Below are 16098 nucleotides of genomic sequence, written 5' to 3' on the forward strand. Positions count from 1 at the left end.
GAAGAAGTGGCGAAAATTCGCAGAAAATACTGCACAAAAGTACAAAAAAAAGAGGAGAATACGGATTATTTTTGCTACTTTTGAAGTTCAAAAACTTCCCCCTATGCAAAAATTAATACTCCTTGACGCTTACGCCCTCATTTTTCGGGCTTACTACGGTCTGATTCGCTCCCCGCGCATCAATTCCCAAGGGCAGAACACATCGGCAGTGTTCGGTTTTGTCAACACCCTTGAAGACCTGCTGCGCACCCTTCAACCCGATTTGATGGCCGTGTGCTTCGACCCCTCCGGACCGACTTTCCGGCACGAAATGTTTCCGGCCTACAAGGCGCAGCGCGAAGCCACCCCCGAAGACATCCGTTGGGCGGTGCCTCAGATTAAGCGCATTGTCGAAGCCTATCGCATCCCCCTCATCGAGGTGGCCGGATATGAAGCCGACGACGTGGTGGGCACACTGGCGGTGCAAGGAGCGGCAGCCGGGCTGGATGTCTATATGATTACGCCCGACAAGGACTATGCACAACTGGTGCGTCCGGGAGTGACGATGTGCCGGCCGGGCAATGGTGCAGCCGGGCTGGAACGGCTCGGCGTGGCGGAAGTGTGTGCCAAATATGGCATCGAAAGTCCTTCACAAGTCATCGACCTGCTCGGGCTGATGGGCGACAGTGCCGACAACATCCCTGGTTGTCCCGGTGTGGGAGAGAAGACGGCAGTGAAGCTCATCGCACAATTCGGCTCCATCGATCACCTCCTCAACGCAACCGACCAACTGAAAGGGGCATTGAAAAAGAAGGTGGAAGAAAATGTGGAGCAAATTCGGCTCTCCCGTCAGCTCGCCACCATCAAGACTGATGTGCCCATCGATTGGGAACTGTCGGCACTTGCTCGGCAAGAACCCGACAAAGAACTATTGCGCGCGATATTTGAAGAGTTGGAGTTTCGGAGTTTCATCTCCCGATATATCGACAGCGAGACGATGGAAAAGAAATCAGTCGCTTCCGAACCGGATTTGTTCTCTTCTGCCGGCTCATACACCGCCTCTCAAACGACCAACGGCACAGAAAATGTTTCAGAGGCAAACTATGAAGACATTTCTACCCGACCTCACGACTACCATCTCATTGATACGCTGAAAGATACAGAAGATTTATGTGGAAATCTGTTGACATTTACAGAAGTAGCAATAGACACCGAGACCACTTCAATCGATGCGATGGCTGCAAAATTGGTCGGAATGAGTTTTGCGGTGGAAGGCGGACGAGCTTGGTACGTCAGCGTTCCACGTGAAACAAACGAAGCCCAAAAATTTGTCGATGCCCTGCGTCCGGTTTTTGAAAATGACAAAATTTTGAAAGTGGGGCAAAATCTCAAATACGACCTCACGGTGCTCTCTCATTATGGGGTGGAGGTGAGCGCACCATTTTTCGACACGATGCTCGCCCACTATGTGGTGCAGCCCGAACAGCGCCACAACCTCGACCACCTTGCCGAAATCTACCTCCACTATCGCACCATCCACATTGACCAACTCATTGGGACGGGACGCACGCAGAAAAACATGGCCGACATCGAACCAGAAGCCATCGTCGACTACGCCTGCGAAGATGCCGACATCGCCCTCGCCCTCAAACCGCTCCTCGAAGCCGAGATGCGGACGAACGAGGTGGAGAGTGTGTTTCACGACATCGAAATGCCACTCATGCCGGTGCTGGCACGAATGGAGCAGAACGGGGTGTGTCTCGACACACAGGCGCTCAAAGAGACCGAAAGGCAATTTCAGGAGCGCATGCAGCAACTCGAAGCGGAGATTTACGCCCTGGCCGGCCACGAATTTACCATCACCTCACCCAAGCAAGTGGGGGAGGTGCTCTTCGACGAACTCAGCATCAGCGAAAAAGCCAAAAAGACCAAAACCGGCCAATATTCCACCTCGGAAGACGTGCTCGAATCGCTCCGCAGCAAGCACCCCATCGTGGAGAAAATCTTGGCACATCGCGGTTTGAAAAAACTCCTTTCTACCTATGTAGAAGCCTTACCCCGCCTCATCCTGCCCGAGACAGGACGCGTGCACACGTCTTTCAATCAAGCCGTTACGGCTACGGGGCGTCTATCCTCGTCCAACCCCAACCTGCAAAACATCCCCGTGCGGGGAGAAGACGGGCGCGAAATCCGCCGTGCCTTTATCCCCGAAGAGGGGTGCACCTTTTTCAGTGCCGATTACTCCCAAATCGAACTGCGCATCATGGCTCACCTCAGTGGCGACGAGCACATGATTGCCGACTTCAACGCCGGGCGCGACATCCACGCCGCAACGGCGGCACGCATCTTCGACAAACCGCTGGAGGAGGTGGATCGCGACGAGCGCCGCAAAGCCAAAACGGCCAATTTCGGGATTATCTATGGTATTTCGGCTTTCGGACTGGCCGAACGAATGGGCGTCCCACGCGGCGAAGCCAAAGCGCTCATCGACAACTACTTTGCCACCTACCCTCGGGTGCGGGAGTACATGAACGAGAGCATCGAACGTGCCCGAAAAATGGGCTACATCGTCACGCAATTTCAGCGCCGCCGCTATCTGCCCGACATCAATTCGCGAAACGCCACAGTGCGTGGATATGCCGAGCGCAACGCCGTCAACGCCCCCATTCAAGGTACGGCGGCCGACATCATCAAACTGGCCATGATTGCCATCGACCGCCGTCTGCGTCGGGAGCAACTCCGTTCGAAGATGATACTGCAAGTGCACGACGAACTCAATTTTTCTGTGCCGCCCGAGGAACTTGACGCCCTCCGCACCCTCGTCATCGAGGAAATGGAGCGTGCCTACGCCATGCGCGTCCCTCTTTTGGCCGAATGTGGAAATGGGGAAAATTGGCTCGTGGCCCACTGACCCTTCTCCCCACTACCCCACCCCATAAATTCAGGCTTTTCTTTTTTTGAAGAGAAAAGCATCCTTCTCCCACAGAAAAGACGTAATTTCGCCACTGCTTACCCCCCTAACTTCTCATCCACGATGAAAATCATCCACACCGCCGACCTCCACCTCGGACACGTTTTCCATCAGCACACGCGCACGGCCGAACATCGGCATTTCCTTCATTGGCTGCAACAAACCATCACCGACGAACAAGCCGATGCGCTCATTGTGAGCGGCGACATCTTCGACACCCACAATCCGAGTGCCGAAGCACAGCGTCTTTTTTTCGATTTTCTCATTGACACCGTCGAGACCAACGAGGGTTTGCAAGTGGTCGTCACTGCCGGCAATCACGACTCGGGTGCACGTCTCGAAGCAGCGACTGAATTGTTGCGCCGCCACAACATCTACGTTCGAGGCACCATCGCTCGCGATGCCGACCATGAGCCTGATTTCGAACAACTCCTCCTCCCACTCGCCCCGCGCGGCACGAGCGAAGCAGCGGTCGTTTGCTATGCCCTACCCTATCTCCGCCCCTACGACTACGCCTCCGGACTGAGTGCTGCCAAAGGCTTGAAGCACTACCTCCGGCAACTCGACCAGCGACTCAAAAAGAGCGATTTCCGTAAGCTCCCCGTCGTTGTGGCGGCTCACTTCTACGCCACAGGCGCTGAGATTGCGAGCGACGAACACAGCGAACGCCTTGTGGTGGGCGGCGAGGATGCCATCGATGTCGATGCCCTCGGCCTCGACTATGCCTACGTTGCCCTCGGCCACATCCACAAAGCCCAGTCGGTGGGCAGTCGCGACAACATCTACTATGCCGGCAGTCCCATCCCACTTTCCTTCTCCGAACGCCACTACCGCCACGGCGTGATGTGCATCGACATCGACGACAGGGGGCGCACGAGCCATCACGTCCTCCCCTATCGCCCCCTCGCCACACTCCTCAGCGTGCCCGAACGCGGAGCAGGGACGCCCGAGGAGGTGAAGCGACTTTTGGCCGAACTCCCCGATGCCGACCGACAACCCAATCGCGAAGAGTGGCCCTATCTCGAAGTCAATCTCCAAGTCTCGCAGCCCGAGCCCGACCTTCGCCACGAACTGATCGAACTCGTGCGCCACAAGGCCGTGCGCCTCTGTCGCATCACCACCGACACCGCCCGCCGACATGCTGCAACACAACTCCGGCAGCTCCCCACCCTCGAAGGCAGCCTCAGCGGTTTGTCCCCATTAGACATCGCCCAGAAGTTCTACACCGACCGCTACGGAAGCCCCATGACACCCCAACTCGCCCGGCGCTTCCACCAAGCCGAAGAAAAGGCCGAACAGTCCGACGCACAATAATCTACCTCTCCTCCATTATAGCCGCTTCGCCGCATGACCATCGAAACCATCACCCTCTGCAACCTCACCTCCATCGGAGGCGAACACCTCATAGACTTCACCGCCGAACCGCTCCGCTCGGCAGGACTTTTTGCCATCACCGGCGACACAGGAGCCGGCAAAAGCACCCTCCTCGATGCCATCTGCCTTGCCCTCTACGGCAAAGCCCCGCGCCTCGAAGGCGTGCGCACCAACCTCCCCTCCGGTCCCGACGAACAGCCACAGGAGCTCAATCCCTCCGATCCGCGCACCTTCCTGCGACGCGGTGCACAGGAGGGCTACGCTCGTGTGCGTTTTGTCGTGCCCACCGGCGAGCGCTACGAAGCCCATTGGAGCGTGCGCCTCACGCGCAACGGCACTTTCGCCCGCCCCACACGCGCCCTCTACCAGCTCCTGCCGAAGGGCAAAGAGACCCTCCTCGCCGATCGTATCAGGGAGGTCGACCAAGAAGTGCAGCGCATCGTGGGGCTCGACTACGACCAGTTTGTCCGCACCGTCCTCCTCGCGCAAAACAGCTTCGCCACTTTCCTCCAAGCCGACAGCAAAGACAAGAGCCAACTCCTCGAAAAGCTCACCGGCACAGACATCTACGGCAACATCTCCAAGCAGATTTTCGCCCTCGCCCGAGAAGCCGGAGAAACCGTGACCAAACTCGATGCACGCCGCGAAGAGGCATCCCGATGGCGCCTTTGCGAGCCCGAGGTGCAACAGTACCAAGAGAGCATCGCCCACCTCACCAGCACCATTGCCGACCGCCGCTCTCAGCAGCAGAACATCGACGCCCTCCTCGACTGGCACCATCAGCACCAAATCCTGCGACAACGGCTTGACACCGCCAACGAAACCCTTGCCGACATCAACAAAAACTACCTCGCACAGCGCGGTGAAGAGGAAAAACTCGAACGCTTCGACTCCGTGCAGGAATTTCGCTCCCTCTTTGAGCAAATCAACGAAAACCGCACCGGCATTGCTCGGCTCAAGAGCGAGGAGCAAACCCTCACCCACCAAATGGAGGAGCAACAAGTCCAACTGACCGAGGCCGACAAGCAGCTCCTCATTGCCCGAGAGCGCAAAGCTGAAGCCGAAACCCAACTGCGCATCAAGCAACCCGACATCGAACAGGGCCATGCCATCAACGGCGAAATCAAAACCATCACCGAGAGCCTCAACGAGGCGCAGCAGAAGTTGGCCCAGTCCCAACAGCGCCTGGAAGAGCGCACCACCGCTCTGCAACGCCAAAAGGCCGAGACCGAACAACTCAAGCAGCGCTTCGAAACCCTCAGCCTCCGGCGGCAGGAACTCGCGGTGCACCAAAGCATCTTTGAGCAGTTCCAAGCCGTCACCGACAAACTCGGACTCTACAACACCGAGATGAACAAAAACGAGCGCCTCCACGCCGACTACACCCGCTACACCCAGCAGCAGAGCCGACTCGCCGTGCAATGCGAAAATGCCGAAAAGGAAGTTCAAAAGCTGCAAGAAAAGAGAACCACGCTGTCCGCATCAAAGGAGATGCACCGACAGACCATCAACGAACTGGACCACACGCTCCTCCACGCTGCACAAAGCGACACCCAACAACGCCTCACAGCCCTCACCGAGGCACGCCGACTCTGGAAACGCCTCGTCGACAACTACACACAGATCGAAGAACGACGCGCCAACATCGAACGAAAAACCCGTAAGCTCGAGCAGAAACGCGAAGACCTCGAGCGCCTCCTCCACGAAGAGACCGCCCTCCGCCGCCGCTACCTCACACTCAGCAAAACATACACTCTCTCGCAGGTAGAGGAAATCAAGCAGTTGCGCCAAAAGCTCAAAGAGGGCACCCCCTGCCCCGTCTGCGGCAGTGCTCACCACCCCTATCACACCGAAGTGGAGCAGGCTTCCGGAGAAACCCAAAGCCAGCTCGAGAAGGACTACCTCGCCGCCGAACACGACTACGAACAAAAGCAGGAAGCCGTGGCACAACTCCGGCAGAACATCTCCCAAAGCGAAGGGGTGCTCGAAGCCGAACGCAGCACTTTTGCCCTCCTCAAGCAGCAGCTCACTCAGCACGAGGCCGACTGGAAACTCTATGCCCCCCTCGACGACTCCTTCGCCGAATGCACCCCCACCGTCAACAGAGACGCCCGAGCCACCACCATCGAAATGCTCATCGACTCTGCCAACCGACGTCTCGACACCATCTTGAACAACATCAAGGTCTACGACTACCAAACGCAGCTCATCCAAGAAGACGACCGGCAGATGGCCCAACTCGAAGAGCGCATCGCCACTGGCGCACAGCAATTTTCCGAGCTCCATCTCCAACTCAAAATTGCCCGCGAACGCATCACCCTCACCCATCGCCAGATGGCCGAAAGCGATGCCCTCCTCGAACAGCTCTACAAAGACCTCGACGATGTGCTCACCGTGAGCGGATGGCGCGACAAGAACATTGAGGACTATTGCAAGTACCTCACCGAAATCTACACCGAGTGGAAGAGCACCAATGCCGAACTCACCACGCTTCAAAACGACCAAACCCTCGCCACCTCCCACATCGACAACCTCCGCGCCGGCACGGAGGAAATGCGCACCGAGGTCAATCTCAACCGCGAACAGCGCGACCGACTCAACCAGCAACTCAACGAGAAGCACGAACAGCTGCGCCGACTCTTCGGCGACAGTTCGCCGGCGGCTGTCGCACAGGCGTTGCAAGCGGCCATCGATGCCGCCACCACTCACCACAACAACATGTTCAGCAGGAGCGAACAGCTCAACCTCGCCCTGCGCCACCTCCAAGGCAAGCGCGACAATCTCATCGCCACCCGACAAGCACAAGAGGAAACCCTCCGCCTGCGCTCCACCCGTCTCGACCAAGAGATTGCCCGCTACAACCTCTCCCACGCCCCGCTCCAGACGACACAACTCGCCGACATCTTTGCCGACCCACGCGACTGGAACGCCCTGCGCCAACGGCTCAGCCAATGTCGCCGACAGCTCCTCCTCGCCCGGCAGGACAAGGACATGGTCGAACGCGACTACCTCGCCCTCACCGCACAACCCACACGACCTTCGGAGCGCGAAGAAGACCGGCCCGATGCCCTCCGTGCCACTCGCGAGCAGCTCGAAGTCGAAATCCGGCAACTCGACAACGAACTTGCCGAAAAGCGTCAGCACATCGCCCGACACAACGACAGCCTCTCGGCCATCCAAACCCTCGAAGAGGAGCTCACCAAGGCTCGCGACAACGCCGCCGAGTGGAACCGCCTCAACGAGATGTTTGGCTCGTCCGATGGCAAGCGCTTCCGCGACATGGCGCAAAGTTTCACCTTCGCCATCCTCGTGGAGCACGCCAACTACCACCTGCGCCAACTCTCGCCCCGCTACGAGCTCCAAGTGTTGAAAGGCAGCCTCGTGCTCGAAGTCATCGACCACGACATGCTCGACGAGCACCGCTACGTCAGTTCCCTCTCCGGCGGCGAAACCTTCATCGTCTCCCTCGCCTTGGCCCTCGGGCTGGCCTCTCTCTCCTGCCACACCCTCAACATCGGCAGCCTCTTCATCGACGAGGGGTTTGGCAACCTCGATCAAGACTCACTCGCCCAGGTGCTCACCACCCTCTCCGCCCTCGAAGCCCATCAAGGCCGCAAAGTAGGTGTGGTGAGCCACACCGAGCAAATCCGCTCCCAGATTTCGCCCCAAATCCGCGTCATCAAGTGCGGCGGCGATGGCCGCTCCCGCATCGAAGTGAAGTGAAGCCGCCCCGTGAGATGGAACCCCTACTTAAGTATATAGACATCTCGCCGGCCAAAAGCGCCACTCTGCCCCGACTTTAACACGGATTTAACACCTTCGGGCGAAAGTCCGGCACAGCCTCTAAAGGCAGAACACGAACATCGAGAGTCAAGAAGTACCCAGCCACTTCGCCTCCCAAGGAGCGAGCCACATTTACCTCAGAGGTAGTTTTGTTTTTCTCTGAAGTAGATGAAATTACCTCAGAGATAGTTTTATCTTTCTCTGAGGTAATTTTGTTTTGCTCTGAGGGAAGTCGGTACACGCCTCGGTTCGCGCGCGTATACACTACACGATACTCACGTTTTTTGCCTTCACTGCCTTCACCACCCCCGCCGATGTGCACTCCCCGTTTCCCTGCATCTGCCGTTTGCCTTCACCTTTGCCTTCACCCATAAGCCTAAGATTTTCAAGCACTTTCACCTCTGGTGAAGGCAATGAAGGCAAAAAACAGCCTCTATTGTAGGGTAACGCGCGCGCGAGGGCAGTGCTCCACATTGAGGCCGATATTCGCCCCCGTTGGGGACGCACGGCTGTGCACCCGTGTTCCGTAGGTTCGTCGGGCAAGCCCGCCTCGCCTACGGTTATTGGGAGAAGCCCCCTCCGGGGACTACCCTGCGGAATAGGGTGCTCATAGACCGAATTAAATCATAGTTGCCAAGATTTCTTTGGCCGCGGACTACCCTGCGGAATAGGGTGCTCATAGACGGATGTCGCTGAAGGCGACATCTTTGAATAACCCCACGTCCTCGTGGGGTAGAGATGCATCCGTGAGCAAGCTGACTGAAGGTCAGCCCGATTTTCGTTGCCTGTACACAATTTCTATGAAGAGGGCAAATATCGGCAGCGCAATAAAAATCCATCGGACAGAGCATCTGCCGACTCACTTTTGAGCGCTGCTTTCTTTGACTTAACCTGTATTTTGCAAGCCGTGGTTTTCAAAACGGGGGGGGTAATTCGATTTGTTCACTTTTTCGCCGTTTCTTTTGTTTATATTTTTTATGCGCATTACCTTTGTGGAGTCCCTATTCTCCTTTCTGCATAAAATATAAACACTAAACATTATAATTTCTCACACTATGCAAAGATTTCTCTCTGCGCTCCCAATCCGTTGGGCACTCCTGCTCGTCACCGGACTGTGGAGCATTCTGGCTGTTGCACAAAGCACTTGTCCGGAACTGAAAGTGAGCGATTTCAAGGTCAACTATTACGCCGCCAATGCCGATTGTGGCACAGCCGGCCAAATCATCGTGACCTATCGCAACAACGTGGCGGGCTTCTCGAAGCTCACCTACGAAACCTCGACCGATGGCGCAACATGGGGCAATCCCGTGGAGCAGACCAGTCTGTCCGTACCCACCACCATTCCCCTCACCGGTTGGACAGCGGGGCAAACCATCCACCTGCGTGTCACCGGCACTTGTCCCTCCGGCACGCAGGAAGTGACGTTCCCCACGCTCACGCACCGCTCCGAACAGCCCCACGCTGTGGCGCCGGTATTTGAGACTACGCCTGCGGGTGGATGCTCGGCCACGGCCGGTTCTATCGACGTTTCGGTGGGCGAGGTTTCGGGCTTCACCAAAGCGGAGTATTTCCTTTATCAAGGTACGACACTTTTGAATTCCATCACCTCTAATACGCCTTATGCTGAGAGCACGTTCTACAACCTCCCTTCGGGCACGTATAAGGTGGTGATGCGCGCCACTCCGGCGTGTACCCCCGCTTCTCCTGGTGCGACTTTCAAAAACGGGGCTTACGAAGTGGAAAAGATGGTCAAAGTGAGCTATTTCTCTATCCTGCCCACACCCATTCCCACGCGCGGCACAGCTTGTGCCGGAGGTGTTCGCGTGGCCGTGGCCCGCGTGATGGGCGTGAACGGCTTGAAGTACGAAGTGCTTCCCTCGGGTGGCGGTGCTGCCTTGCAAACCGAACAGCTTGTCTATCCGAACTTTACACATACGTTCTTCAATCTGCCCAGTGGCAACTATGAACTCCGAGCCACGAGCGACTGCGGTACGGTGGAGACGGTGCCTTTCACCGTCCCCATTGGTGGCGTCGGCACGCTCTCAGCGAGTACTCTGCAAGGCACGTACGCCCATTGCTCCATCGGTAAGATTTCGGCCACGGTGCCGGGCACAACCGCAGCCTGCCCTGTGGACTATGTCCTCACGCCAGATGTCGGCAGCCCCATCACAAAGACAGGTGTTACTACGGAGAGCGTTGTCTTTGAGGGATTACCGGCCGGCAACTATACTGTTTCGGCCTCATGGGCTGCACAGAACCAGTCCGTGACAATCAATGTGCCCATTGTCAGTCTCGGCACACTCAAAGCCACTTCCACTCGGGCGCGGTATTCCTGCGACCCCACAGGTACACTAAAAGTTGAGTTGGAGAACGGGGTATATTTAGAACCCATGACCTTGCTCTTGTCCATCAACGGCACTCCCATTCACACAGTCTCCCTAGGTAGCACTGAACGTGAGAAGATCCTTACCGGACTTGCTCCCAATGCCTACCAGATGACTCTCATCACCGAGTGTGGTGAACGCATAGAGGGAGAGGGATCTGTGCCGATGGAGCAACCTATAGGGAAATTACTATTTGAACATAAATCAACAGATTGTGGAACTACACGAACTATACTTTTCACACATACGTTGGATCCGTCAGATGAAGGCTTTCGTCAATTTATGAATGGAGGCCGTTATGAAGTCTTTGTGGAAGGTGCTATGGTGGCCAATGGAATGATGCCCACATCGCCAACCTCAACAGAGACAGACTGGCAGGGAATTACTAAGGGCATCTACACGCTGACCAAAATCCCCGAAACTGACAAAGAAATCATCATTCGATTGTCTGCTTCTTGTGGAAGTCCAGTTATAGAATCCAGGATACAAAGAGGGTCTTGGGCAATCATACAGGATATTAGATCTATAACATATGAGTATTTGTGCTCTGTTTCTGCGGCTGTAGAAGTTTCTGTTTATGCCACGACAGTAGGTGAAGAGAAGACCGTAACTGTTACTAATACAGACAATAATACGATAATCTATAATAAACCTTATGGTAGTAGCTCAATTTCTCTAAAAGGACTTGTTCCCGGTAATTACAAGATAGATGTATATTATGATTGTGCTCCGAATAATCGCATTTCTAAGACTTTTAACATACCTTTACCACCCAATTACTATCCACTAGATGTAAGAGTTTCACCTCCCAGTTGTAGTGCACCTTTGGGAACACTTGATATCAGAGGTCCCAACCCCTCTAGCCCCAATATATATGTGATAGATGTCCTTAATTCTTCGGGAGATATTGTAGCTACCTATCAAGATAGACGTGTGATGTGGAGCACACCAGGATTACCTGCTGATGTATACCAAGTTAGAATCAGTTCGCCCAGTGAGGGTTGTTCTCAAACTTTCGGGCCTTATGAGATAAAATCTTCTGATTTCGCCTTTAATCCTTACGCAAAGAAGTTCCATGTAAAACGACAGTCTCCAATTGTAGACGATGTCACCTTTGCACTCTTTTCAGCTGACTGTCTTACTGGTCCTGTGGACTGGAAGATTTACGATATGAATAATGTCGAATTACGCCACTATGTGGCCAGTAGCATATCTGAAGAACCTACATTCTACTCTCTTCCCAAACAATTCTATGCTATAGTGACTATTGGTACAGCACAGCAAAGAGTTAACATTGACTATAGAACTACTAGCTCAGATGAAATAACGCAAATAACAGATAGATCTCTTGTCGCCATTGATGAATATAATAGCATCGCGGGTTGTCGAAAAGGAAAAGTTACAGTGACATCACATTTTATTGAAAAAGGATATCCTCAAGGCCCTACAAAGGTATACCTCATCAACAATAGTTTTCAGCGTGTAGACTCCGTCGTTTCAACCAGCATCATTGAGAAATGCTCGTTTGAAATTAATGCCGATAATAATTATCAAAAAATTGAATATCATTATAACGGGAAAATCTATACACAGGAAGATATCTTCGATAAAACCAGCCATATGAAAATGAATGGTGCAATTTACGATATATATAGTATTGTATTCCCCTCTGGCCCTCGTGACAACCCCTATTACTATGGTGGAATTAATGGTATAATGCAAATTTGGTTGAATCCTGTTGATCCAGCTCCTTGTGAAAATGGTAAAATTGAATTCTTCACAATGCCTCTTGATGCGGGATTAGTGCTTGAATATAAACTGACACACCAATCTACTGGAGTGCAGGTGACAGGAAAAGTCACAGCTGCAAATCTTCCTGTCATTCCGAATTTGGCAGAAGGTGATTGGGATGTAAGTATTGTGGCTAAATATCCTTGTTTTGAAAAGGAGCACCACACTGTAGTCACCATTCGGCCTAGTGCTTTTATTCCAGCAATCGAGATACTGCCCAGCACAGTTTGTTACAACAGCGGAGGCGTGAAATTCACTATACCAGATAATGCACGTGGGGGCATTCAAAAAGTAAGCTATAGTTTGACACGCCTTGATGCTATGGGAAATCCTATAGGTCTTCCTACACAAGCCGATGTACCGACCCTCGGACATCCTCTAAAAGATCCTTTTGAGATGAGGGTTTCTTCGGGAAGTTACAATGTCACAGCTACCGCTTTTTGTAGTGATGGCACACAAAAGGTATGGAATAATGGTGGTAGTCCTCTCATTGTGACAGAAAGTTATCAGACATTGCAAGCCATACAAAATCCAAAATTTACGGTTCCGACCCTTTCTTGTACTCCACGAGGTAAATTAGGCATAACCATCAATGGAGGATATAAAGGACCAAATTATAAAGATGATTATAGAGTTTATCTCATCGAAACGCCATTGGGACCTGTTCCAGAAACATTGCTTCCCCGTACGGATGCCTATAAGAATTCTCCATACTATGCCGATCGCACTTATGGAGAAAATCTGGCTGCCGGAAATTATAAGTTGCGTGTCAAAGACTATGCCGATTGCTCCACTTTTGATGTGCCAGTGGAAATACCACAAGTACCCGATATAGCAATACCCAGCCTTAATAGTGAGACGCTAATGTCAATGCAGGGCTGTAAACTTATCGCTAACATTAAAATTGACCTCAAACCAATTTCTATAGCCACGCAACGATATGGTGTTCCAGAAAATTATGAAGTAGCTCTTGTTCCAACGGGAGGTGATCGAACCACAGAACGTTGGGCATCAGTATGGTCAAGTGTTTCTGAAGAATATATTCTAAATCCTATCACACATAGTTATGAGAGAGTACCTTCGTATAGTTATCTGAAGGATACCTTGTCCAACATAGACTTTAGTTCCGGGGCTGACATCCTTATTCGTCAAAAAGGATGTCCGGCTACAATGCGTCGCTTTCATGTGCAACCCAAGTGTGTATACGATATTAACTTCACTGATATCAGCGACCAGTGTGGTTCTAAGAGATTTGTCGTTGTCAGCAATAGTGGTTGTCAAAAGTATCGTTATGTACTAAAAAAAGGAGCGACCATCATTGCAGACAAAATTATCAATTTTACTCCCACACAAAAGAGTTACTACGATGCAGATTTTGATATGCCAAACGATTGTCAAAATTATGGTTTGTCGGTTACACCCATTCCACCACTTACTTACTCTAAAGTATGCGATTATGGGATTCAGGGTGTCGGATGTGCCCCAACAAGGGTGAGTGCAGAGGTAAAAGCTATGTCAACCGATTGCAATGGTGAAAAATATATTTGGAATATGATAAGTAACAACTCCTTATGCGATCCTAAAGCTAGATTTGTCATCTATGAGGACGCCACCAATAATAAAGTCGCAGAGAGTCCTGCCGGCGTTTATTCTGATAAGTATGAGAGCACTTACCACTATCAACTTGGCAAGACTTATCGTGTGGAATTGTATGATAATTTAGGGCGACCTCTTCTCCAAACGCCTCATTTTCATACGGTCTCCTACGACCTAGCGACCTCGTATAAGGTGGACGATATAGACCTTGGATACTACTGCCGAACCAATGAGCGCACAGTGAAAATTGGTATATATTCAGATTCTCGATGTTCGCCAACAGATGATGTTTATCCCATCCAGTCAGTATTTGGCTCCAGTGGAAGCAGCACTCAGCGCATCCCTCAGATTTTACGTATCGAAGCTCGCAATAATACGACCGGTGTTATCTATTTCTCGACACAAAATGAATGGAATCAGACGCCTTCGTGCGGCTCACAACAGATTTGGGGAAAGCACTGGCAGACACGAGCCACTGATGGCACAATCACCGAAGGAGCCGACTTAACGGCCGGCAACTATACACTCAGTGTGACCACTGACTGCGGTGTAAAAACGAGCACATTTAAGATTGGCTATAAGCCTGTGATACTCGACATTCAGACTACAGGAACACTGCAATGTGACAATCGCTTGGATATTATGCCGTCCGGACGTGCCTATATTGAGGGCAGTACTGAAACGATAGATATCCTGGGCTATAAGTTTGAAGATGACTTGACCACATCTTATCCTTGGGGCACAGGTTTCTCTACTTACATGAAGCAGCGCAAAATGATTCTGACGCTCAAATTCCCAGATGGAGAGAGGTGCCAGAGAACTTGGGATTTCGAGGGTGACCAATTCTTCCTCGCCGTGGACAATGCGAAGAGCATCAGTTATTTCTGTACCGATAGCAACAAGGGCATTATCTCTATAGGTGCCACAGGAGGACATCCACCCTACACCTATACCCTCAAAGAACTGAATGGCACAGATTTGGAAACGAAGACCTCAACCGGTGCAGTTACTTTTGAACATGGTACTTTGGGAGAAACTTACTGGATAGACATTACGGACGATTGTGGTCTTGTACACATCAAGCAGCGTGCTGTCCTCAACGATTTGGTGAAGATTGGCTACAATATGAGTACAACTCGCTACTTCTGCGATGGCGAAACGGCCAAGTTTGGTGCTATCAACTGGGAGGGAGCTACCTACGATTGGACAGGCCCGAATGGCTACTCTTCTCACTCAAGAGAGGTGGAGATTCTCACCTCTAACACGACGGCAGGCACCTATCATGTAGTCGTACACCCTCCCACGTGTAGCACAACATTGGAAGCTGACATCAGAGTTGTGGTGGCCAATGTTAAAGAAGTGAACAGCGGAGTAAGTCGAACAGCATGTGTAGGTGAAAAGACGATAGTCAATATCGGCAGTCCTACGGTACTCTTGAATGGGCAGGCCACGAACTTGCATAAGTATCAGTGGCAGATGACCACCGATGCATCCGACCCGACCTCATGGCGCGGAATCTATGGTGCCACCGAAGAGCAACTGGAATATGTGCCGCGCTACACCGGGACTTTCTATCTGCGTCGCGTGACTACTCTAGATGGATGTTCGGATTACTCCCAGGTATCTATGCTAACAGCCTCCCCAGGTCTCAACTCTATTGTGTCTTCCGATGAACTCAATGTCCTCATCGAACACAAGAATCCCTTTACACTCACAGCTGGAATCCTAACTGGTAATCCGAGCCGCACCTATCAGTGGCAGCGTAGTGTAGACAAGACAACATGGAGCAACATTACAACGAATGGTAATGATGTGACCTACACGGAGAAAGAACGCTATGCTGCAATAGTCTACTATCGTCGCATCACGTCTGTCCCAGGGTGCTCTACGGAAAGTCCCATCATCACGGTGCGCTTCAAGAAGCGATATCCCGCCATGGTGAATCCCCACCTGCGCCAGCGTGTGCTGACGGAGTGATAAACTTACTTTTCTCTACAACTGCGTAAGTGTACGTAGTTATTTGGCCGAGGCCCTCCTGCCCCGAACGATGTATAGCTATTATGAGTTATAGCAATATGTGTGAGAGTACATCGTTACGGAAAGGAGCGGCCTCGGTTTCTTTTCTTGAGTAACGTCTGTCGGACAAAAAAATCCCGCCGACCATCGGGAAGAAGGTCGGCGGGAGAAGAAGAGGAGTGGCTACGCGGCATGTCGATGTCG

General features: G+C 52.5%; 4 protein-coding genes. All 4 read left to right on the forward strand.

All coding sequences use genetic code 11. The features are described 5' to 3' along the window. Positions 1–103: 103 nt before the first annotated feature. The 4 genes from polA (at position 104) to H8527_RS05925 (ending at position 15855) form a co-directional block, all read left to right on the forward strand. Positions 104–2890 (forward strand): DNA polymerase I, encoded by a 2787-nt coding sequence (gene polA, locus H8527_RS05910; RefSeq protein ID WP_187546466.1) that lies wholly within the window; start codon positions 104–106, stop codon positions 2888–2890. 123 nt (positions 2891–3013) lie between these two features. Continuing rightward, on the forward strand, positions 3014–4264 hold the full coding sequence (locus tag H8527_RS05915; protein WP_187546468.1) for an exonuclease SbcCD subunit D C-terminal domain-containing protein: 1251 nt from the start codon (positions 3014–3016) through the stop codon (positions 4262–4264). Positions 4265–4297: 33 nt separating this feature from the next. Then, positions 4298–8047: an AAA family ATPase gene (locus tag H8527_RS05920; RefSeq protein ID WP_187546470.1), complete on the forward strand. Its 3750-nt coding sequence runs from the start codon at positions 4298–4300 to the stop codon at positions 8045–8047. Between the two features lie 1115 nt (positions 8048–9162). After that, positions 9163–15855 carry a hypothetical protein gene (locus H8527_RS05925; protein WP_187546472.1) on the forward strand — a complete coding sequence of 2231 codons (6693 nt, stop codon included), beginning with the start codon at positions 9163–9165 and terminating at the stop codon, positions 15853–15855. Positions 15856–16098 lie beyond the last annotated feature (243 nt).

Origin of the sequence: Alloprevotella sp. Lung230 (assembly GCF_014385435.1) — a bacterium.
GTDB lineage: Bacteria > Bacteroidota > Bacteroidia > Bacteroidales > Bacteroidaceae > Alloprevotella.

What these genes read in the sequence shown, in the direction of transcription:
- H8527_RS05920 (WP_187546470.1), top strand. Translation starts at nt 4,298, where the DNA reads ATGACCATCGAAACCATCACCCTCTGCAACCTCACCTCCATCGGAGGC.
- polA (WP_187546466.1), top strand. Translation starts at nt 104, where the DNA reads ATGCAAAAATTAATACTCCTTGACGCTTACGCCCTCATTTTTCGGGCT.
- H8527_RS05915 (WP_187546468.1), top strand. Translation starts at nt 3,014, where the DNA reads ATGAAAATCATCCACACCGCCGACCTCCACCTCGGACACGTTTTCCAT.
- H8527_RS05925 (WP_187546472.1), top strand. Translation starts at nt 9,163, where the DNA reads ATGCAAAGATTTCTCTCTGCGCTCCCAATCCGTTGGGCACTCCTGCTC.